This is a genomic window from Streptomyces sp. SID5910 (assembly GCF_009862125.1).
Classification (GTDB): Bacteria; Actinomycetota; Actinomycetes; order Streptomycetales; family Streptomycetaceae; genus Streptomyces.
The window spans coordinates 1-572 of sequence record NZ_WWHX01000045.1; the positions used below are offsets into that span (position 1 = coordinate 1).

A 572-nucleotide genomic window follows, 5' to 3' on the forward strand; every position below is an offset into this window, starting at 1 on the left:
CCGGGACACCACGACCGTCCGCTTTCGCGCGGAGTGTCGCGTTATGAGTGTTTACGTCTGATCCGTAAAGATGTCCGGACATCGCGGAAGTCTGTCAGTGGATCGGGCGAAACAGGGGTTCCGGCATGAGCAGCGCATCGGCGTCGCCGCACGGTTTCGTGACCGTACGCGGGCGTGGTTACCGTCCCGAACAGGTCGACGCGTGCGCCGAGGCCCTCTCGCGGGAGCGCGACGCCGCGTGGGAGCGGGCGGCCCGGCTGACCGTGCTGGCCCGCGAGATGGGGACGGAGCTGGACCGGCTGCGGGAGACGGTCGCCGGGCTCGCACCGCAGGACTACGCGTCGCTCGGGGAACGGGCGCACCGCCTCTTCCGGCTCGGCCAGGAGGAGGCCGACGCCGTGCGGGAGGGCGGGCGGCGCGGGGCCGAGGAGCTGGTCGAGCGGGCGCGGGCCCGAGCGGCGGAGGTCCGGGAGTCCGCGCGGGCGGACGCCGACGCCGTACGGGCCGGGGCCGACGAGTGGGCCCGGCAGCGGCTGCACGCGGCGCGGGCGGAGGCCGACGAGGCGCGGATC

The 572-nt window shown here is 74.8% G+C and carries 1 pseudogene; it reads left to right on the plus strand.

Features of this window, described 5'->3' with window-relative positions:
• Positions 1-125: 125 nt before the first annotated feature.
• Positions 126-572: pseudogene (locus tag GTW67_RS01595) on the plus strand (cellulose-binding protein); the annotation flags it as partial.